General features: G+C 48.3%; 23 protein-coding genes. 11 read left to right on the top strand and 12 right to left on the bottom strand.

The annotated features are described in order from the left end of the window. The first annotated feature begins 62 nt into the window (after positions 1-62). The 4 genes from ACNI29_RS02690 to ACNI29_RS02675 all read left to right on the top strand — a co-directional run bounded on the left by ACNI29_RS02690 (position 63) and on the right by ACNI29_RS02675 (position 3866). Entirely contained in the window at positions 63-752 is a 690-nt protein-coding gene (locus ACNI29_RS02690) for a M15 family metallopeptidase (RefSeq protein ID WP_419780646.1), read from the top strand. A 214-nt stretch (positions 753-966) separates the two neighbouring features. Beyond that, on the top strand, positions 967-1971 hold the full coding sequence (gene msrB, locus ACNI29_RS02685) for a peptide-methionine (R)-S-oxide reductase MsrB (RefSeq protein WP_419780645.1): 1005 nt from the start codon (positions 967-969) through the stop codon (positions 1969-1971). A gap of 115 nt (positions 1972-2086) precedes the next feature. Next, positions 2087-2911, top strand: coding sequence for a glycosyltransferase family 2 protein (locus ACNI29_RS02680; RefSeq protein ID WP_419780644.1), 825 nt, complete (start codon positions 2087-2089; stop codon positions 2909-2911). 22 nt (positions 2912-2933) lie between these two features. Then, entirely contained in the window at positions 2934-3866 is a 933-nt protein-coding gene (locus tag ACNI29_RS02675; protein WP_419780643.1) for a multidrug resistance efflux transporter family protein, read from the top strand. Here ACNI29_RS02675 and ACNI29_RS02670 read toward each other — a convergent pair. After that, positions 3863-4408 carry a cysteine hydrolase family protein gene (locus ACNI29_RS02670; protein ID WP_419780642.1) on the bottom strand — a complete coding sequence of 182 codons (546 nt, stop codon included), beginning with the start codon at positions 4406-4408 and terminating at the stop codon, positions 3863-3865. The two genes, ACNI29_RS02675 and ACNI29_RS02670, sit on opposite strands and share 4 nt — an antisense overlap. Positions 4409-4522: 114 nt before the next feature. On the opposite strand from ACNI29_RS02670, the gene ACNI29_RS02665 reads away from it, so the two are divergent. Together ACNI29_RS02665 and ACNI29_RS02660 are read left to right on the top strand one after the other, a co-directional pair. After that, the gene (locus ACNI29_RS02665) at positions 4523-5500 is read left to right on the top strand and encodes a GlxA family transcriptional regulator (RefSeq protein WP_419780641.1); all 978 of its coding nucleotides are present in this window, start codon (positions 4523-4525) and stop codon (positions 5498-5500) included. Between the two features lie 149 nt (positions 5501-5649). Then, complete coding sequence (locus tag ACNI29_RS02660) at positions 5650-6447, top strand: DUF4198 domain-containing protein (RefSeq protein WP_419780640.1); 798 nt, start codon at positions 5650-5652, stop codon at positions 6445-6447. A gap of 47 nt (positions 6448-6494) precedes the next feature. Here ACNI29_RS02660 and ACNI29_RS02655 read toward each other — a convergent pair whose 3' ends face one another. Both ACNI29_RS02655 and ACNI29_RS02650 read right to left on the bottom strand, forming a co-directional pair. Then, positions 6495-7376 carry an MlaA family lipoprotein gene (locus ACNI29_RS02655; RefSeq protein WP_419780639.1) on the bottom strand — a complete coding sequence of 294 codons (882 nt, stop codon included), beginning with the start codon at positions 7374-7376 and terminating at the stop codon, positions 6495-6497. Further along, positions 7373-8611, bottom strand: a complete 1239-nt coding sequence (locus ACNI29_RS02650; protein WP_419780637.1) for an alpha/beta hydrolase family protein — start codon at positions 8609-8611, stop codon at positions 7373-7375. Before ACNI29_RS02650 ends, ACNI29_RS02655 begins: the two co-directional genes overlap by 4 nt. Before the next feature lie 136 nt (positions 8612-8747). On the opposite strand from ACNI29_RS02650, the gene ACNI29_RS02645 reads away from it, so the two are divergent. Continuing rightward, a complete protein-coding gene (locus ACNI29_RS02645; RefSeq protein ID WP_419780636.1) occupies positions 8748-9206 on the top strand; it encodes a MarR family winged helix-turn-helix transcriptional regulator in 459 nt (152 codons plus the stop codon). Positions 9207-9253: 47 nt separating this feature from the next. Then, on the top strand, positions 9254-10270 hold the full coding sequence (locus tag ACNI29_RS02640; RefSeq protein WP_419780635.1) for a methyltransferase: 1017 nt from the start codon (positions 9254-9256) through the stop codon (positions 10268-10270). 72 nt (positions 10271-10342) lie between these two features. Here the strand turns inward: ACNI29_RS02640 and ACNI29_RS02635 are convergent, their stop codons facing one another. The 9 genes from ACNI29_RS02635 to ACNI29_RS02595 all read right to left on the bottom strand — a co-directional run bounded on the left by ACNI29_RS02635 (position 10343) and on the right by ACNI29_RS02595 (position 17524). Further along, positions 10343-10774: a hypothetical protein gene (locus ACNI29_RS02635; protein ID WP_419780634.1), complete on the bottom strand. Its 432-nt coding sequence runs from the start codon at positions 10772-10774 to the stop codon at positions 10343-10345. A 20-nt stretch (positions 10775-10794) separates the two neighbouring features. Further along, positions 10795-11328: a D-glycero-beta-D-manno-heptose 1,7-bisphosphate 7-phosphatase gene (gene gmhB / locus ACNI29_RS02630; protein WP_419780633.1), complete on the bottom strand. Its 534-nt coding sequence runs from the start codon at positions 11326-11328 to the stop codon at positions 10795-10797. Between the two features lie 169 nt (positions 11329-11497). Continuing rightward, entirely contained in the window at positions 11498-12298 is an 801-nt protein-coding gene (locus ACNI29_RS02625; RefSeq protein WP_419780632.1) for a tetratricopeptide repeat protein, read from the bottom strand. Positions 12299-12327: 29 nt separating this feature from the next. Next, positions 12328-13452, bottom strand: coding sequence for a glutamine-hydrolyzing carbamoyl-phosphate synthase small subunit (carA, locus tag ACNI29_RS02620; RefSeq protein WP_419780631.1), 1125 nt, complete (start codon positions 13450-13452; stop codon positions 12328-12330). Next, a complete protein-coding gene (gene kdsB, locus ACNI29_RS02615) occupies positions 13449-14192 on the bottom strand; it encodes a 3-deoxy-manno-octulosonate cytidylyltransferase (protein WP_419780630.1) in 744 nt (247 codons plus the stop codon). The genes carA and kdsB overlap by 4 nt, the downstream gene beginning before the upstream one ends. A gap of 21 nt (positions 14193-14213) precedes the next feature. Further along, entirely contained in the window at positions 14214-15488 is a 1275-nt protein-coding gene (locus ACNI29_RS02610; RefSeq protein WP_419780629.1) for a 3-deoxy-D-manno-octulosonic acid transferase, read from the bottom strand. Between the two features lie 61 nt (positions 15489-15549). After that, entirely contained in the window at positions 15550-16458 is a 909-nt protein-coding gene (locus ACNI29_RS02605) for a D-alanine--D-alanine ligase family protein (RefSeq protein ID WP_419780628.1), read from the bottom strand. Next, positions 16424-17083 carry an HD domain-containing protein gene (locus tag ACNI29_RS02600; RefSeq protein WP_419780627.1) on the bottom strand — a complete coding sequence of 220 codons (660 nt, stop codon included), beginning with the start codon at positions 17081-17083 and terminating at the stop codon, positions 16424-16426. The genes ACNI29_RS02605 and ACNI29_RS02600 overlap by 35 nt, the downstream gene beginning before the upstream one ends. 156 nt (positions 17084-17239) lie before the next feature. After that, complete coding sequence (locus ACNI29_RS02595) at positions 17240-17524, bottom strand: hypothetical protein (RefSeq protein ID WP_419780626.1); 285 nt, start codon at positions 17522-17524, stop codon at positions 17240-17242. A gap of 407 nt (positions 17525-17931) precedes the next feature. Between ACNI29_RS02595 and ACNI29_RS02590 the strand changes: the two genes are divergently transcribed. The 3 genes from ACNI29_RS02590 (at position 17932) to ACNI29_RS02580 (ending at position 20157) form a co-directional block, all read left to right on the top strand. Next, positions 17932-18249, top strand: a complete 318-nt coding sequence (locus tag ACNI29_RS02590) for a TusE/DsrC/DsvC family sulfur relay protein (RefSeq protein WP_419780625.1) — start codon at positions 17932-17934, stop codon at positions 18247-18249. A gap of 252 nt (positions 18250-18501) precedes the next feature. Continuing rightward, a complete protein-coding gene (locus ACNI29_RS02585; protein ID WP_419780624.1) occupies positions 18502-19008 on the top strand; it encodes a Crp/Fnr family transcriptional regulator in 507 nt (168 codons plus the stop codon). Between the two features lie 42 nt (positions 19009-19050). Then, a complete protein-coding gene (locus ACNI29_RS02580) occupies positions 19051-20157 on the top strand; it encodes an endonuclease NucS domain-containing protein (protein WP_419780623.1) in 1107 nt (368 codons plus the stop codon). Positions 20158-20187: the final 30 nt, after the last annotated feature.

Below are 20187 nucleotides of genomic sequence, written 5' to 3'. Positions count from 1 at the left end.
AAATTGTAATATTAAAGATATTTTTTCTATGTCGTAATTTATTTAATGTACTTGGAGGCCTGATGCGTATTTGCAGGATTCTGGTTGCTTGTTTGGCTTTGGTTCTGATGGCAGTTTCATCGTCTTTTAGTGCAGGCAACGCTCTGCCTGATGGTTTTTGCTATTTGGACCGGATTCTCCCTGATGCGGTTTATGATGTGCGTTACTTCGGAAAGAATAATTTTGTTGGGGAGAGGATCGACGGTTATCTTGCACCGCGTGTTGTCCTGACCCGCGTTGCGGCATCGGCTCTTGCTGGAGTGCAAAAGGATCTGGCTCCTTTCGGTCTGGGACTTAAAATCTTTGACGGATACCGTCCGCAGGATGCAGTGCTCCATTTTGTGCGCTGGGCTGAAGATCTGGAAGATGTCCGTATGAAACATAAATTCTACCCGGATGTTCAAAAGAAAAATCTTTTCCGGGATGGTTATATTGCCGGGAAGTCCGGTCATTCAAGAGGGTCGACGGTTGATTTGACTATTATAGATATTAAGACCGGGCAGGAATTGGACATGGGCACTGGTTTCGATTTTTTCGGGCCTAAATCATGGCCGGATAATAAGGATATGAGCATCGAGGTTCGCAGCAATCGTGGCTTATTGAGATCTGTTATGTCCCGTAACGGTTTTAAACCTCTGAAAGAGGAATGGTGGCATTTCACGCTTGAATTTGAACCATACCCGGAAACTTATTTCAATTTTCCAGTACAATAGATATTTTTTAAGTTTGTTTTGTCGAAGCGCAGCTCTTAAGGACTGCGCTTTTTTTATGGCTATGAATTGACTAAATCTCAATTGTGTATATTTATTATTAGTAGTTATTATTAATAAGGACGGGCTGATGGTAAAATTTATTTTATATACTCTGACGTTGTTTATGGTCCTTTCAGGTACTGTTTTTGCTGCTGAAAATATGGGGGAAGTTAAAATGCCTAATAATTCAGAATTTGAAACAGCAACATTGGCCGGGGGGTGCTTCTGGTGTGTTGAGTCCGATCTTGAAAAAGTGGATGGAGTGATCGAAGTTGTTTCCGGCTATTCGGGTGGGCATATTGAAGAACCGAGCTATGAACAGGTCAGTTCGGGAAATTCCGGCCATCTGGAAGTTGTTCAAGTCCGCTATGACCCGGAAAAGGTCAGTTATGAAGATATACTGCGGGTATTTATCAGGCATCATGACCCGACCGACCCCGGCGGTTCATTCAATGACCGTGGCGAACAATATACTTCTGCAATATTTTACCATGATGAAAGCCAGAGGAAGATAGCTTCAAATGTCTTGCAGGAAATTGATGGGTCAGGCGTCTTTGAGAAGCCGATAGCTACCAAGCTGATTCCATTCGAGAAGTTCTACAGGGCTGAAGAGTACCATCAGGACTACTACAAGAAGAATCCCGTGCGCTACAACTGGTATCGCTACCTGTCCGGCAGGGATTCATTTGTCGAAAAGCACTGGGGTGATGAAAAAGAAGAACATCCTCTCAGCGGTGAGAACGGCTACAAGCGGCCAGATGATGACAAGCTGCGTGAAATCCTGACTCCGCTGCAATTCAAGGTTGTGCGTGAAGATGGGACCGAGCCTGCTTTCAACAATGAGTTCTGGGATAACCACCGTGAAGGACTTTATGTGGATGTCGTTTCAGGTGAACCGCTTTTCAGTTCACGGGATAAGTTTGACTCCGGTACCGGATGGCCCAGCTTTACCCGCCCGATTGAGGAGCAGGGTGTGGTTGAAAAGAAAGACCGCTCGTTTTTCATGACCCGTATCGAGGTGCGTTCACGCAAGGCTGATTCGCATCTGGGACATGTTTTCGATGACGGGCCCCAGCCTACGGGTTTGCGCTACTGCATCAATTCAGCTTCGCTAAGATTCATTCCGCTGGAGGATCTTGAATCCGAAGGTTACGGGGAGTATCTGAAGCTGTTCAAGTAAATAAAGGCGGCCCGGAGTATTTCATGCTCCGGGCCGATTCATTTTAAAATGTTTCCAATCAGGGCCGGGTGGTGTATCTGTTCTGTAAAGCCTTATCCATAACGGACACACTCACATGACCCTGTTTTCTATTATTATACCCAATTACAATTACGGATGTTTTGCTGACCGTTTTTTCGGTTCGCTGGTTGCGCAGTCCATGTCTCTAGCTGATGCGGAAGTCATTTTTGTTGATGACGGCAGCAGTGATGATTCTCTTGCTCAAGCCCGTAAATGGGCGGGCAGGGTAAAGTGCCGGGATTTTAAGATACTGGCCCCGCCGAGGTCCGGGAAGCCCGGTCCGGTGCGTAATTACGGGCTGGATCAGGCAACAGGTAAATACCTGCTCAGCTTTGACCCTGACGATGAAATGGAACCGGAATTTCTGAGTTCCTGTGTGGACTTTATGGATAGTAATCCTAAAGTTTCAGTGGTCTACACGGACTACTATGAGGTCAGTCCTGCCGGGAAGAAGCATTGCGTTCTGCCGGACTTCAGCCCGTTGCATCTGCGAACCCAGAACTCTCTGCCGACGAGCGCAATATACCGCCGGGAATTATGGGATGCAGGTGTCCGTTACCGGGATAACACAACCTACGAGGATTGGGATTACTGGGTGCAGTGTCTGCTGCTCGGTGCTAAATTCAAGCGCATTGTCGAACCTCTTTACATACATCATTTTCATGAAGCCAATTTTTCACATCAGGCGGAGAAGGAAGACGGCGCAGCCAAGGCCCGTATTGTTTTGAATAATCCCGGTTTTTTCCATAAGGAAGTCCGGGGCTGGGCCGAAGACTTTTTGCGTGGACGCGTCCATGCCCCTTCATTTCAGCGCGGCTATATTCCTACCCAAGACGATATCGTGAAATTATCAGATTTGATCAGGACTGGCGAAATATAGAAATTCATTCTCGGAGATTTAGATGCAGATTATCTTGACCGGAGTTCTGGCAGCTTTATTTTTCAGTTCCACTTTTGTGCTCAACCGGGCCATGAGTCTAGAGGGCGGGCACTGGGTCTGGTCGGCCAGCCTGCGCTATTTCTGGATGTTGGGATTTCTTTTTGCCGGTCTTGCTGTTTTTCGCCGTGATTTGCTGCTTCGTTCATTTAAGCTTTACCGGAAGCACTGGAAATTCTGGAGCCTTGCCGGGGGCGTCGGATTCGGCGTTTTCTACGGGCTTATTACCTTCAGCGCATCCTACACACCCGGCTGGGTGGTGGCCGCAACATGGCAGACAACTATCCTTGCCACACCGCTGGTCCTGCTGGGATTTGGTAAAAAAGTTCCGCTGCGGGCCATGCTGCTGACCCTCATAATCTTTGCCGGGGTTTTGCTGGTAAATATCGAGAGCGTGCAGGACAGCACTTGGAACGCGGTGTTGCTTGGTGCAGTTCCGGTATTTGCGGCGGCCTTTGCATATCCTTTCGGCAACCAGCTGGTCTGGGAAGCGCGTAATGGAGGCGGGGGGCGTATCCCCGCCCTTGATGATCCGGTCATGGATGATCCCTTTTGCCGGGTGTTGTTGCTCACGCTCGGATCTTTGCCGCTCTGGGCTGTTCTGATTGCTTTTACCCGGCCACCGCTTCCGCAGGCAGGGCAGATTTTAAATACCGCATTGGTTGCTGTTTTCTCCGGTATTGCCGCGACCAGTCTATTTCTCTACGCACGTCACAAGGCCCGTAACGCTGCTGAACTGGCCGCGGCAGATTGCACACAATCCATGGAAGTGCTCTTTTCGCTGGCTGGTGAAGTTGTGCTTTTGCACGGAGTCATGCCCGGGATGCTGGGCTGGTCCGGCATAGGGCTGACCATGCTCGGGCTGATTCTTTATCTCCGGGTCCAGAATGTGCGTTAGGCGGTTAATTCGTCTGCGCTGACCATTTGTGCATAGAACATTCCCAAAGATGCCATGAATCCGGCATGGACTTCAGCTGATCCGGCTTTCACTCCTTCAAATTCAAGGCTTGCCCCGCAGCAGGCATCATGTATCACTGTGCATTTGTAGTCCATATCCGCAGCTGCGCGGGTAGTGGCATCCACGCACATGTTGCTCATCATTCCACAGATGACCAGTTCTTCTGCGCCCAGTTTTTTTAGCACGCTATCGAGATTGGTTTGCAGGAAGCTGTTGGGGAAGTGCTTGAGCACAACAGTTTCATCTTCCAGTGGTTTTACGCATTCATGAATCTCTACACCCTCGGTTCCGAGCAGGAAAAAGAATGCCCCTTCTTTTATTGAGATGTGCTGGATGTGGATTACCGGAAGACCATTTCCCCTGAAATAGTTGAGGACCTGCGCGGCCTTGGTTCCGGTTTTCTCGCTATTGTCGAGGGTAAACTTGCCGCCCGGAAAATAGTCGTTCTGGATGTCGATGATGATAAGTGCTTTTTTACTCATTTTAATTCTCCTTGGTGGGGGTTTTGCTTTCAAGTTGAATTAATGCTGCCAGAAACGTGAAATCTTATAAGTGTCGCTATTGACAATAAACGCGTCTAAAACGACAGTGAAGTTATGAAGAACGTTGCAATCCTAGCTTACGATAATTGTCTGTCCAGTGCTGTTTCCGGCGTTTTGGAGATTCTGGCCATTGCTAATTCATATGCGCTGGAATCCGGGAACGGGATGCAGTTCTGCGGATTTGAGATAGTCAGTCCCGATGGGGAGAATGTAAGGGGATTTACTGGGCTTCCGGTGCAGGTGGCTGGTAGCCTGCATGATGTAGAGCCGGATATTCTGGTGCTCCCCCCGGTGTTCGGGGAAATTGATCTGTTGCTGAATGATGACGCATTGATGGAGCGTATTGCCTTTCTGGAAAAGCAGGGGACAATCATAACTTCAGCCTGCGCGGGATCGTTCCTCATGGCCCGGGCCGGATTGCTGGATGGAAAGCCTGCAACCACGCATTGGAAGCTTGCGCCTGATTTTTCAGCCCGTTTTGAAAATGTAGATCTTCAGGCCGGGCGCATGCTTATTGATGGCGGCAGTTATATCTGTGCTGGGGGTGCAATGGCTTGGCAGGATCTGGCCCTGCACCTTGTTTCCCGATTCATGGGCCGGGAGACGGCCGCAGCTTGCGCAAAGATACTGGTTATGGATTCCACCCGTGATGTGCAGAGCCCGTATTTTATGTTTGAAGCCAAGTCCGGGGGGCAGGGATTCAGTGATCAGCAGATTGCAGTGGTGCAGGAATGGATGCAGGAGAACTACAACCAGCCTATGCAGAATGCCCTGCTTGCAGATAAAGCCGGACTGGGGGAACGAACTTTCCTGCGTCGTTTCAAATCGGCAACAGGCATGACCCCTAATTCATATTTGCAGCAGTTGCGCATTGAAGCCGCAAGGCATTTGCTGGAAGTAAGCACCAATAGCGTTGAAGAGATTACGCTTGCGGTTGGTTATGACAACGGTTCATCATTCAGACGCTTATTTAAACGCATGACCGGGGTCAGCCCGCGAGAATACCGCAGTCGGTTCAGCAGGCTTGGTTAGTTTCGATTGCATGGGGCATGAGTGGTAATGATATTTACTTGATAATGAAAACGAAATTCGTTAGCAATTCAAAGGCAAAGTCTAACTGTATAAATATTGAGGATCACCAGATGATGAAAAAGTTGCTCTCTTTTCTTATGATGTTAAGTATGTTCTTGCCGGCAGCTGCCTCGGCCCATTCGTTGTATATTCAGTCCGGGCGCTACCATGTTTCTGAAGGCAAAAAGTCTCCGATGTTTTTTTGCTATGGACATCATGTTCCGGTTGATGATGCCGTGCGCATGAAGAAGCTTAATCATGTGAATGTGTTGCAGCCGGATTCCAAAACTTATAAGATCAAGCTCCGTGACGAGAAATCGCTGCATTCCTATGTCATCAATTATGACATGCCCGGAACTTATGTTCTCACGGCTGCAACCAATCCCGGTAATTTCACTACCTGGATGGATAAGAAAAACCGCAAGCGCCATTCCATCAAGCCCATGAGCGCCGTCACAGACCGGGCTTCGAAAATTGTTTCCAGCCTACGCAGCAGTCAGTGGACTAAGACCTATGTTGTCTGCGAAAATCCTTCCGCTGTTTTTCCGGCCATAGTGGGTATGCCCATGGAGTTGGTTCCGGCAAAAGATGTGTCTATGCTCAAGAAGGGGGATATTTTGGAAATGCAGGTCTATATGGATGGCAAGCCTTACCATGGTGATGGCTACTGGGATGCAACCTACAATGGTTTTTCCACCCAGGCCGAAGATATGTACATCCAGCGTCAGCAGATTTTTGACGGCAAAGTTAAACTTCCTATTGATGTAACCGGACGTTGGTTCGTCCGCTTCTTCACCAAGAAGAAACCGATTAAGGAAAGCCCGGATTTCCTGCAGGAAAAGAAAACCGCGACTCTGGTATTTGAAGTGCCTAATGAACGCAGAAGACCTAAAATTGATAGCCACTAAATCTATAAGCTAACAAAAAAGGGACCATTTGGTCCCTTTTTTGTTAGCTATTTTTTCACTTCGCGGTTCTTACGCGGCGTATCGAATTCTCGTTTCAAGTATGGTTTACCCCCGCTGGTGATGCCCAGTTCTTCCCGTTCCATGTCCAACTCGCGTTTCTTGGAGTACAGAAAACGGATCATGTCATACTCAAATGGAGAACCTGTCTGGTAGTAGCGGAAGGGGACGTTGGCGCGCAGGTCAAGGCCACGTATTGTGGATTCTCCCATTGCTATTGCTGTGCGGCCATCCGTTACCCCGGCAAGGTCGTAGACGTAGTTCATTTCATAAAAGAGGAGTGCGAAGTCACCGAGAGCACCGCCACTGTCTCGCACACTGGAAGGGCCGAGCAGCGGGAGTACTACATATGGTCCGGGGGGTACTCCCCAGACTCCGAGAGTATCCGCAAATCCTGTTTCCAGCTTTTTCAGATCCCATATGCTTGCGACATCGAAGATCCCCAGCACCCCGATAGAAGAGTTGATCAGGAAGCGGGAAAAAGCCCTGCCGACTTTGAGTCCGTTGAATTGCAGGATGCCGTTGGTAAAAGATTTCACTTCGTTCAGGTTGTTGATCGCATTGGTTACGCCGTGGCGCAAAGGCTGGGGCAGAACCGTGGTGTAGACATCTACCGCCGGAATATAAACGGCCCGGTCAAAGCGGGCGTTGAATGAATAAATATAGCGGTTCATGGAATCCCAAGGGTCGTAGACATTCAGGAAATCCAGCTCGGCCTCCTTTGTTTTTGCCTTGCCTCTGAAAGGTGCATGGGAAACCGGAGCGATAAAGCCTTGCGGTTTTAGATTAAGGGAAGGATCATCCTTGATGATGGTAGCACAGCCCGGCAGAAGCATGCAGAACAGCAGGAGTAAGATAAATTTGCGCATCATCTGATCAGCTCCTGTGCTTTACGCGCAAAAGGTCCGAACATTATATTTCCGCAATGTCCGCCGTGGGGAAAGAGGAAGGCCCGCTCACCGAAGGTGTTGCGCAGGAATTCTACATCCGCATCGTTCAGGATGATATCGTCTTCATTACCGAGTACGAAAATTTTGTCCGAGTTGCTCAGGTAATCCCTGATGCTCTCAAGATCGCAGTTTTTGACAAATTCTCCCTTGGTTGTTCCCGGCTTCAGGAATTGCAGGTAGGGCAGCAGGTATTCATCAATGTAATCCTCAAAGGTGATGGCCGCCGCGACCCGCATGTAAGGCATCAGGTTGTCAGTAACCCCTAACTGGCGGTTTACCGGGACGATGTATCCGGCGTTGAGGCAGACATCGGAGCTGAAAATCATGCTCGCTGATGACATTCTGAATGCTCCGGCAATAATGGCTTTCATGTCCATCTTGGAAAAGTTGATGTGCTGAGAGAGTGCGTAGAGGAAGTTGTCATCAAGGTCGATTATGTCGGACTGTACATAGATTTCCGAGAAGGCCTCGATGAGTTCGTTGACCACCTGCCGGGGTGTTTTGTTGCCGAGATTTTCCGGGCTGAGCCATGAATCAAAGCGCAGGGCTGATGAATAAAGGCTGACCGGAGGGTTGAGCATGAGTACCCGCTGGAAGTTGAAATCATGCCGCTCTTCATCCAGCTTGGACAGAAAAGCGGAGTGCAGTCCTCCAAGGCTGTATCCGGTAATGCTATACCCGTTTATTTTATATGCTTCTTCCAAATTTTGTTTGATCCAGCGCATGGCCCGGTATAGGTCTTCCACATCATGCGGAACGTATCCGGGTGCACCGTACTTGGAAAAACTGACCACGAAATTCATATGTGTAGGTGAAGACAGGGCGACCACGTGGAACCCGGCTTCATAAAAAAGCTGGGTCAGGAAATTCATTTTGGTCGAGTTATGCTCTGAACCGGTCCCGGCAACGATGAAAAGCAGCGGGGCTTCTTCATCATGCATAGCTGTGGAGTAGTAGAATTCTTCATTGTACCAGAAAATGTCCGGAATCCTGCGTTTCTCGATTACTATTTCACATTTTTCCGGGCTGGTTTTTTCTTTGAACTTATACATAAGTTCCGGCGGAGTGCCGAAAATGGTGGCTTTATAAGGATCAGCAATGGGAAATTCCGTTGTTTCTGCATGTGCATAACAGGCCATACTGAGTATGGTCAGCATTAATGCATAAAATAAAAAGAAAATATTTTTCCCCGGCCTCTTAATAGTACTTTGCATGGTCTATGTGTATCAACAGTCAAAAAATTTGTAAATTAGCGGTTGACGTTAATCTGTTTAGCTACTAAACACTATGATTATGAGAACGGTAGAAGAAATAATTCCCCACATGCGCGAGCTCGGCAGGGTGCTGGTCAAATACAATATGGTCGAGCGCAGGGCATTTGACTTTGGGATCGGTATTAAGCTGTACCCATCTGAAATTCATACTCTTTCTGCTGTTGATCAGCTTGGCGGGTGCGGGATAACAGAATTGGCCCGTGAATCAGGGATTACTAAAGGGGCTGCCTCACAATTGGTCAGCAAGTTGGTCAAAAAAGGTTTGATGGTCAAGGAGCCTGATCCGCAGAATGGTTCTAAAGTTGTCCTGCGGCTTACTGAGCTGGGGAAGAAGGCCAGTGTAAACCATTACAAGTTTCATTTGGATCACGATCGCGCATTTATAGACTATCTGCGTGCAATGCCTGAAGAGGAACTGCATATGTTTGATGAAATCTGTAGTAAGATGAATGAATGGATGGATAATTACCTAAAATAATTTTTTTACCCTAAGTGTTTAGTTACTAAACTCTTTTGGAGGATTCCATGAACTATCCCAAACCTGAGCAGGATTTTTCCCCGGTACACAGCCTGATCATCCGTGGCGTTACTTCGCAGGCAATAATGGAAGCGGTAAATTTCAAACTTTTCGATACGCTTGAGATGAAACCGGCCAGCGTGAAAGAGCTGGCAGAATTTTTTGAGTTCGATGAACTAAAGCTCGGAGCCATGCTTGATCTTCTGGAGGCTTGCGATTTGGTTCAAAGCTCGGAGGGCATGTATTCAAATACCCATCTCTCAACAGAATATATGGTCAGCACTTCGCCGCTGTATCAAGGGTTGGCAATGGGCCTGACTATGGACTTCTGCTCACTGATCAATAAGGATATGGGAGAATTGTTACGGGGTAAAGCCAGCAAGCGTGATGAGAGTGATACAAAATGGGCGGCAAAGGATGCCATGGAAGGGACCGCACAGGAATCACTCAGCAGCGGGCTGCATGAAACTGTTTATGCTATCAGCAATCTGCCGGGGTTTGACGGTTTTCGGCTCATGGGGGATCTTGGCGGCAATCATGGCAACTACACCATGTCGTTGCTGGCCCGCAATCCGCAGATGGATGGAATTATTCTTGATCTTCCACACGTGGTCCCGCTTGCAGAAGATCGCTGCCGGGAAATGGGTTACGGGGAGCGGGTTAGTGCTATCGGCCTTGATATGCGCAAGGATGAGCTGCCGCAGAAGGATTTTGACCTGATCTTCGCTTCGCATGTGCTTTACGCCTGCCAGGGTAATTTGAAGCCGATACTGCAAAAAATGGCTAAATCACTTAGACCCGGCGGCTGGTTTTGCGCTAACCATTACGCCAAGACCGGAAGTCCGATGTCGACCCAGACCATCGCATCCTTGGAAGTGATCACCACCTTTGCGGGGTATTTCTCTCATTTCATTGAGCCCGATGTGCTGGAAGCAGAATTGCGTGAGTGCGGGTTCGGGAATTTCCGTAGGGCGTGGAGCGATTCCAGTAAAGGTATAATGCTGGTCTCTGCCCAGAAGATTTAGCTTAACCCAACAGGAACGGCCCGTAATCATGAGTGATAACGGGCCGTTTAAAATTGTAGGCGTAGCCTAAGTTTAATCTTCCATCTCTACCAGCATGCGTGGTTCAGGAAGGTATTCGACGATCCATTTTGTCCATTGTTCCGGCTTGAGCAGTTCCAGAATTTTCTGGGCTATCTCGTGCCCTTCGAAAGGTTCTTTGTAGTCATCGAGAACTACGGCTCCTTTGAAGATTGGGCAGAAGTCGCCTTTCTTGTAATCTTCAATGGTAAAATCGAACATGTCGATCAGGAAGCCGTCCAGATTTCCTTTGGCAACCCAGTCAAAAATAATCTCATAGCCGGGTTTGCTGTGTCGGGAAAATCCATAGACCTCGGCGACTTTTTCAATTCCCTTTTCTTCGTCACCCATGTGGAAGCTTTCAGCCGTGATTTCCACATGAGGCTCAAGGGTTACCATTTCCAGAACAAGGTCTTGAAATTGTTTTAAGGTAAGGACTTTATTCATTTTAAATTTGCTTTTATGGATTACTTGTTCTTGATTATGAAATCTGCTGCATCAAGCAGGTCGTCGGCAATGTAGTCTGCCTTATCTATGCACTGAGGTTCTTCTTTTTGCCCCTTTCCGGTGCGGACCAGAATTGATTTGGCTTTGCGGGCCATGCCCAGTTCTACATCACAGAGCTTGTCTCCTATCACATAACACTCTTCCGGATTCATGCCGAACTCGGCAATGGCCTGATCGAACATGCCGGGGCCGGGCTTGCGGCAATCGCAATCCTGATCGGGGGCATGCGGGCAAAAGTAGACAGCCTTGAATTCAACCCCGTATTCGGCCAGAAGTTCAGCCATACGACTATTTACAGCGTGCATTTCTTTTTCCGAGTAGTAACCGCGGCCAATGCCTGATTGGTTGGTTGTGACCAGAAGTTCATATCCGGCATCCTGCATGGCCTTTAATCCCTGCGCTGTGTTCGGGAAAAGTTCAACCCCTTCAGGGTCACTCAAGTAGTGCTTATCAACAATAATTGTCCCGTCACGGTCAAGTAAAATATACTTCATAAGTGTTCTCATTAAAAAAGGAGAACTGAAAAAATCAGTCCTCCTTGAGTCTTTATATTATGCACCCGAGGCTCTACCGGAAAAGCCTGTTGAAAGGTTTTGGTAGAGTCCAGAGACCCTTTTTGCAAAAGGGGTGCTTTGGCCCCGTAGGGCCGTCGGGGGCATCCGTCTATCCTATTTTTTTCTGGGCAAATTTGAGCATCTTTTCTGCTTCAGCAAAACTGGGGTTAATGGCCAGAGCTTTTTCAGCTGCTATCGCCATTTTGCTCCATTTCTTCCAGTCGTAATAGAGACGGCCGGTATTGAAGTAGAGATACTCATCTTTCTGATTGATTTTGAGTGCTCTGAGATAATATTTCTCGGCAGCTTCAAAATCTTTCATTTTGCGCAATACGATTCCGATACGGTTATAAAGGAATATTGCGTTGGGATCGTTCTTGAGCGCTTCTTCAAGATATTCAAGTGCTTCGTTGTAGAGTCCGGATTTAATGAATTTGTCTGCAATTTCAGCACGTAGTTCAGTGTCATCCTTGAATTCACGGATAAGGGCGTTGAACAGTTTTTGGGCTTCGGAGACTTTGTCTTCAGCAAGAAGTGCCTGACCTTTGTCCAACTGGTCGGCTTTCCGCTTCTCCATGGCAGCCAGCAGTTGCTGCGCTCCGTCGCTGACTTTCTTCTGCAATTCATGCAGAATTTCACGCAGTGTTTCAAGGAGTGGCTTTTCTTGACCGGGAGCGTAGTTGATGATCAGCGGATAGTCTTCCCGCAGTTTTTTGTCACTGTTAAGGATGTGGACAGTGCTGTCGATCAGCTCCTGAAACTCCTCGCGCTCGGCTTTCATCAGCCCGCCTTTGAGCATGATTAGGACAGCATCATAGGCTGCCTGCACTGCAGGCATGGCTTTCTGCTGCTTGAGCAGGGAAGGGACAGTTGCCAGCTTTTTTCTGGCATTGGTCAGTTCACCGGACATATGTGTCTCCGACGTTTATTTATCGCATGTTATTTTCCGGTTGCTTCTTTTACCAGATTACGGAATCTGGCGAAGAAGTAGCAGCTGTCGTGCGGGCCGGGTGCTGCTTCCGGGTGAAACTGGATTGCGATGACCGGCTTGGTTTTGTGGGCAAAGCCTTCCAATGTTTCGTCATTAAGGTTCTTGTGGGTGATTTTAAGATCGGAACAGCCAGAAATGTCAACGCAAAACCCATGGTTTTGTGAAGAAATCTCAATTTTCTTGCTTTCCATGTCCATAACAGGATGGTTGCAGCCGTGGTGTCCGAATTTCAGCTTGAAGGCTTTTCCGCCCAGAGCCTGTCCCAGAATCTGGTGTCCGAGGCAGATGCCGGCCACGGGCAGGTCTTCACAGTAGGACTTGGCGTTCTTGACAGCCTGATCCAGAACTGCCGGGTCACCGGGGCCGTTGGAAAGGAATATTGCATCGGGATTGAGTGCTCTGACCTGTTCCTCGCTATAATGGGAGGGAACGGAAAGAATTTCAAAGCCCTGTTCGTCCAGCAGACGCAGAATGTTCCATTTTACACCGTAATCAATGAGGACAAGGCGTGGGCCTTTGCCGCTCCATTCGTAACCGTTGGCTACATCTACAGGGACGGGCTTGCCGTCTTTCCATGCATAGCAGCTTTCGGCAGTTACGGTATCAGCAAGGTTCTGGCCTTCCATGGTGGGCAGTTGTTTTGCCTTTTCGGCCAGTTTTGCGGGATCAAGTTCTTCGGTGGAAATAATGCCGCGCATTGCGCCGTTGATACGCAGGTGGCGGGTCAGCGCACGGGTGTCAATGCCCTCAATACCCATGACTCCTGCTTCTTTCAGGTAGTCGGGCAGGGACATTACAGAGCGCCAGTTTGAAGGGTGCTTACAGCACTCTTTTACGATAAAGGCGGCAACATGGACTTTTGCGGATTCGATGTCTTCTTCAGTGATGCCGTAGTTGCCGATAAGCGGATAGGTCATGCAGACCATCTGTCCGGTGTAGGAGGGGTCGGTAAGGACTTCCTGATATCCGGTCATGCCGGTATTGAAGATGGCCTCACCACCGGACTCTCCGGGGCCGGTAAAGGAAGTTCCTTCGAAGTAGGTGCCGTCTTCAAGTGCCAGAATGGCTTTCATATTTTCTCCCTCTCAAGAATCTTTATGGCTGTATCCAAGTCTTCTGGACGGTCCACTCCGTGGCAGGAGTGTTCGGTAATGGTGACATGGATGGGTATTCCGTTTTCCAGCAGTCGGAGTTGTTCCAGACGCTCTCTCTTTTCGAGAGGCGAAACGTCCGTGCCGGCAAAGGTTTCAAGGGCTTCCATGCGGAAGCCGTAAAGGCCGATATGTAGAAGGTAATCCCCGTCACCCTGATGGGAAAATGGAATGGGTGAGCGGGAAAAGTATAACGCCCGGCCATCTTTTGCAAGTGCTACTTTTACCCGATCTGGACTTTTGGCCTCGGCTGCACTGATGGGGGAAGCCAGTGTGGTGACCCGGACCCCGTCTTTTGCAAAGGGCAAAACCAGCTCTGAGATCATGGCCGGGTCCAGGCAGGGTTCATCGCCCTGAATATTGACCACAACAGAATTAGACGGCAGCTCCAGTTTGCGGGCCGCTTCCAGAACACGGTCAGTGCCGCTGGTATGGTCGGCAGCGGTCATCACCGCCGGGACTCCATGTTTTTCAGCCGCTTCCATGATAATTTCGCTGTCCGTAGCCAGCACAACCTTGTCCATCTCCGGACATTTGGAAGCCCGGTTCCAGACATGCCAGAACATGGGCTTGCCGCAGATATCTGCCAGAGGCTTGCCCGGAAAGCGGCTCGAATCATAGCGGGCCGGGATAATGCCGTAACATCCGTAAGTTATACTCATTTATTAAATATACTCTCAAATCTACAAATTACGTTTAATAGCTTCGCAAACAGCTTCGGTTCCGCCGCGCATGTCTGCGAGATATTTTTCAAAATCTTTCTTAACTTTTTCGGGTTTGAAGGCCCGTTTGCTAATATCGAGAAGGCCTTTAAGAACACCTTCCCAATCCTGCTCCTGACGGGCCAGTTTCTTCTCGAAAATTTCATCGCCGACCCATGTGAAGTTGGACCAGTAGGGGCCGATAACCGGGGTCACACCGTAGGCAAGCGGCTCAAGGAAGTTCTGCCCGCCTACCGGAGCCAGTGATCCACCGATGAAGGCTGCACGGGCAAGAGAGAATGCGGACTGCATTTCGCCGAAAACATCCCAAAGTACGATATGTCCGAAAGGTACGGTGTTCTCGATTTCTGAGCGCAGAACCCAAGGTAGACCTGCGTCTTCAAGCATCTTTTCCCATGCATCAATGCGGTGCATGTGACGTGGGAAAAGTCCGATTACGGTCTTAGGGCGTTCTTTTTTCAGTGATTCAGCCAGCTTGAGCACTTGAGATTCTTCTTCCTTGCGCACGGAGCCGAGGATGATGAACGGAGTCTTGGGCCGGAAAATGGAAGAGAGCGGGTTGGCGGTGTAAGGTATTGCCGCCGCTGTGTTGGTTCCGTCAAACTTGACATTGGGCATGGTTGAAATCTTTTCGATCTCAAAAAGAGTTTTGAAGCGGGTTGCATCGTCTTCGGAGATGGCGAGAATTTCTTCCGGGGCCACGGATTGGAAAAAATCGGGTAGAGCCATGTATCCTGCAAGGCTTTTAGTGGTCATACGACCATTAATAATGATCACTTTCACGCCGAGCTCTTTGCAGGCGGAGAGGAAACCGGGCCAGATTTCAGTTTCAATGAGCACAACCAGTTTCGGGCAGACAGCTTCAAGTGCCCTGCGGGCGATATCCGGGCTGTCGAATGGAAAATATGTTGTTGAAGCGGAAACGTTACGCGGATTAGGGCTTAGTCGATATGCTGTTCTCTCAAGCTCGGACATTCCCTGTTCAGTATTGGTGGTCAGCAGGAATTTTGTCGGGTTGGGCATGGAAATATTTTCCATGATACGGGTCGCGATCTTGGCTTCCCCTGCTGATGCTGCCTGAATCCAGACATCTGCGCGCGGGGGCAGGCTATGCTTGAGGGTGCGGCGGTCAAAGCCTTCCCTCAGCCTGTCATTCTTCTTGAGAAAGGGGATGGCGGCTTTCCAGCCGAGACCGTAAAGAAAAGATGCAGCTTTGAGTTTGAGTGATACTGACATGTGGTGATCCTGACGTTTCCGTTCCTTGGCCCGATGTGCTGTCAGACCTGTTGAAAAAAAGTTACTTCCGCTTTTTCTGTCCCAGTTCAATGAGCTTGGCAATCAATTCATTGAATGAATAACCTGCTTCCTGTGCGGCCTGCGGGACAAGGCTTGTGGGAGTCATGCCTGGAAGAGTGTTTACTTCCAGCAGATAGGGTACTCCTTCAGAAATGATAAAATCGGCCCTGCTGTAATCGCTCAAGCCCAGCAGCTTGTGGACTTTGACCGTAGACTGCTGAATCTGTTCAGTCAGTTCCGGGGCGATGGGGGCGGGGCATATTTCTTCCGCCCCGTCGAGGGCGTATTTACTATGGTAGTCAAAGAATTCTGCATTATCCGGGGGATTGATCATAATCAGGGGCAGCGGCTTGCCGTCGAGAATACCGCAAGTGACTTCAATGCCCTTGATGTATTCTTCAACCAGCGCGCTGTCGCCGAGGCTGAAAACAGTCTCAATGCCTTTGTCCAGTTCTTCCTGCGTGCGGGCAAAGGTCATCCCCAGACTGGAACCGCCGGTATTCGGTTTGATGAAAACCGGGACTTCCAGTTCTTCAAGTCCCTTGCATCCTTCTGCAGGGCAGATAAGTTCCCAGCGCGGGGTGCGGATGTTGTGGTGATCGAAGACGGTTTTGGTGGCCGCTTTGTTCAGGGTCAGGAATGAGCTTTCCGGCTGCGCACCCTGATAGGGGCAGTTTACCTGATTGAGCATAGCTTGAATCAGCCCGTCCTCACCTGGAGAACCGTGCAGGTTGATAAAGGCGAAATCAGCATGTTCAGCTAAAAGCAGGATGTTCTTAAAGTCTTTTGCCGGGTCAACGAATTCAACATCATGGCCGAGTTCCAGCAGGGCCTGTTCAATGCCTTTCGCGCCGCTCAGGGAGACTTCCCTTTCCTCAGACCAGCCGCCCGCAATCAAGAGAACATGCATTGAGATCAACTCCAATAAGTTTGCTGAGCCGTTCCTCAAGAATGAGGGACTGCTCGAATGTTTTGTGAATTCTTTGCTTGATATTTTCGGTCTTGCCGTAGCGGACCTTCAAATCATTGAATCGTTTTTCAAGTGTGGTGAATGAGTCATGCATCACGCGTTTGTCAGCGTAACTTATGACCAGCGGAAGGAAATATTTGTCTGCCTCAGGCTTGAAGGGCCAGAAAACATGGTGCAGAACCCCCATGGAAATGGCCGGGTTCCCGGTAAGCTGGATGGCCCATGCAGCACCGATCTGGCTGTGGTTGCCGCCGTGGTGAATGCAGTAACTTTTGGCAATATCGTGTAGCAGGGCGGAAGCCTGAATGGTCGGGATATCTACATCAACGCCTGACTCAAGGGCCAATTCAGAAGTTTGAACAGCAACTTTTGCCACAAGCATACTGTGGGCTTTAATGTTGTCCAGCATCTGGTAGTCGTCCCACCAGTCGATGCATTGGCGGGCGGAAGGAACTGTCCACGCCGGATCAATTTCCACCGCAGGCGGTGCGATCAGGGCGGACTCCATAGGAGGGTAACCGGGGGTAGGTTTGTCCGGAGTTTTTATCAAGCTGATTTTATTCATAGAAAAATTTCGTAACCAGTTACGGGCTGAAACTTCCTTTAGTTACCATTTTGTACACAAAAACGCAAAGCCCCGGATTTAGTATTTCCGGGGCTTTGCGTTTTCCAAAATATGAACAGCTCTGTTCAATGAAAATCGTTTTGTGCTACCTGTTTTCTATTCCGGTATATCTTCCTGCAGCAGGGGGTCGGAAAGAAGTTCCATAATTCTGGCCATGTTGAAGTCATGTGCCCCGTCAATAGCTCCTTCCTGTGCACTGGCTTCAACGGTCTGTTCCAGAAGCTGTTCCGGGTTTTCTTCGGTCGGTTTAAGACCGGCTTTGATGTTGGTGGAAACAGAGTCAAGTCTTTGTTCTCGGGTGATCCCGGAAGGTGCAGGGGTATCCTGACGTTCGTTTCTAACAGGCGTGTTTACTGATTCGTTAACAAAACTGATTTCCATTTTAGATCCTCCTGATTTTATGTAAATTTACAAAGCAGGAAATGTTCCTTAGGTGGAATGTTGTTTTATTTCAATGTCTTGGTGTTTGATTGATGGATAAAATTGCCGTGTTCAGTACTGTTGAATACAAAAGAAATGTAAAGATTTTCCGCTTTTTACTAAAGATGGAATTAATTTTGAATACCTTGGAAAGCTTCATTTAAAGGTCTCTTACTCACGGTTTGAACATTTTTGTGTGAAATATGCAGACTCGCACAATATTTTCCTTGAATTTTTTTTGCCAAGGTTTTAATTGGCACTTTGGGTGAGTGAGAAATTTTCCTCGAAATTGGATTTCGGGAAATTCACTATATCCTGTTGTTAAAGCGACAGGTCGCTTTTACGATTAATTTTTTAGGAGGTTTTACATGGCAATCGTTGAATTTCAGGGAAAAAGCTTTGACGTAGACGAAGACGGCTTCCTGCTCAAGTTCGAAGACTGGTGCCCCGAGTGGGTTGATTTCTGTAAAGAAAGCGAAGGCATCAAAGAGCTGAACGATGAGCACCAGAAAGTTATCGACTTCTTGCAGGACTACTACAAGAAGAACGGTATCGCACCTATGGTCCGCATCCTTTCCAAGGTTACCGGATTCAAACTCAAGCACATTTATGAGCTGTTCCCCTCCGGTCCTGGTAAGGGAGCTTGTAAAATGGCTGGTCTGCCCAAGCCCACCGGCTGCGTATAGTTTTGATTCAGTAAAAATAGTTTGTGAATTGTGGAGCAGTCGCGGTGATTGCTTCACAGCGAGTCCAAAGTCAGAAAAGCCCCGGGGATCGGCTCCGGGGTTTTTTTTGTTTAAATCAATATTGCCAGTGTCTTGTCGCAGATTCGTTCACCTGCTAATGGGAAGGGATAGTTGGGCAAGTGCAGAAGTCAGTGCGTTTACTGACCAGTTTAAACATCATTTATTATTTGGGGTTCAGGAGGGGAATTCAGTATGATCGAGTCGGATTACTTAAGCGCTTCAGACGATATTTTAGAACGTTTTTTGAAAATGCCTTTGTTCTGTTCTCTTGATGAGGACAAGATCAAAGACGTGGTTAACCTTTGCAAGATTCGCAAGTATCAGGAAGGCGAGGTGATCATAGAGGAAAACGCCTTTGACCATTGGATGTACATTTTGATTTCCGGCAAAGTCGGTGTGTATAAGAAAAACATCCAGATTAACGAGATGAAAAATTTCGGTGATATTTTCGGTGAAATGGGTGTGATTGACGGTAGTCCCAGAAGTGCTACAGTCAAAGCCACGAATAACAGCCTGTGTCTGGCTGTTGATGCCTCTGTGCTTGATCGCTTAAGTGATGAACGGAAACTTATTTTTCATGCGGCTGTTTTTCGGGTTATGGCTGAAAAAATATCTCAGCGATTGCGCGACGTGAGCGATGAACTTGTCGAGGCGCGTGAAAAGCTCGATAAATATGAGGCCAAGTTCGGGCCTATGTAGATAAAAATTTTACGAATGACAGTCTTTTAACCCCAGAAAGGTATGGCTGATAGAATGCCTCTCGAATTGAAAATCTGGAATATTAATGACGACACTCCCAAGGAAGTCGATCCGATTTCCATGGACTATGAGTCCCGGCTGGAGACAATTCTTTTCAAAGACATTTCCATTGCATCGCCCAACTGGATGCTGATAGGGCGGCAGGTTCAAACTTCTTTTGGCGGTTATATTGATTTACTGGCAATTGACCGTGACGGGAAACTTATTGTCATTGAGCTTAAGAAGAATCTGACCCCGCGTGAAGTTGTGGCCCAGCTTCTGGATTATGCTTCGTGGGTTCAGGAACTCCGGGCAGATGATATCTCCGGGATATTTGATAAATTTCAGGATAGGTACAACGGTCATCGAGCCGAGTCCCTTGATGCTGCTTTTTGCGCAAAGTTTAACGTTCCCCAGATGCCGCAGGATTTAAACGACGAGCATGAGCTGGTAATCGTTGCTGCGGAACTGGATAACTCGACAGAGCGTATTGTGGGATATCTGGCAGAGACCTACAGCGTTCCGGTGAATGCCGTTTTTTTCAGGGTGTTCAAAGACGGTGACAATGAATTTCTTACCCGCGCATGGCTACGCGATCCTACAGGTTTACCCAGCAACACAGAATCAGCTTCAGTTGTTGAGTGGAATGGGGAATGCTATGTTTCATTCTGGACTGGTTTTGACTGGAGCAAAGCTGCCAAGCTTGGATACATCGCAGCAGGTGGCGGGGAGTGGTATAGCCGGACTTTATGGTCTCTCAAAGAGGGAGACCGCATTTGGGTAAACATGGCTAACACAGGATATCTTGGGGTAGGCATTGTAGGCGGTCCGGCCAGATATGTGGATGAGTACGAAGTAAATGATTTTCAAGGGAAGACTGAGATTCTTTCCGAGCTGGAGGATGTTGATCCTGCTCTTCTGGAGTTTATTGATGAGCAGGATAAGAAGTATGTGGCAGTCCCTGTGGATTGGATTAAGACAGTTCCACGTGACAAAGCCATTAAGGAGACAGGCTTCTTTGGAAACCAGAATACTGTCTGCCGCCCTGTAGCTAAGAAGTGGGTTCACACCATAAATCGACTTAAAAAACGCTTTGAAATTGCAGAGTAATTGATCTGTGAAAATAAATCCCGGAGCTTT

It is taken from the genome of Maridesulfovibrio spiralis (SeqCode), assembly GCF_048571135.1.
Taxonomy (GTDB): domain Bacteria; phylum Desulfobacterota; class Desulfovibrionia; order Desulfovibrionales; family Desulfovibrionaceae; genus Maridesulfovibrio; species Maridesulfovibrio spiralis.
The sequence above is the reverse complement of the archived record's forward strand: the minus strand, read 5'-3'. Positions and strand labels throughout refer to the sequence as shown.